Annotated in this window: 1 pseudogene; it reads left to right on the forward strand. The window is 69.4% G+C overall.

The features are described from left to right. Nucleotides 1-222: pseudogene (locus tag AAHM41_RS40510) on the forward strand (calcium-binding protein); the annotation flags it as partial.

Consider the following 222-nt stretch of genomic DNA (forward strand, 5'->3'; position numbering starts at 1 on the left):
CAGGGCGATATCCTGAGCGGGATCGAGAACCTCTCCGGCAGCCAGGGCAACGACATCCTCAACGGAAATGCCGGGGCCAACACGCTGCAGGGCCTGGACGGTAACGATGTGCTCCGCGGCGGGGCCGGGGCCGACGTGCTGGATGGCGGCGCCGGCACCGACACCGCCAGCTACTACGAGAGCGCGGTCGGGGTCACGGTCGACCTTACCACCGGCATCGGC

The sequence above is a fragment of the Inquilinus sp. OTU3971 genome (assembly GCF_038440215.1).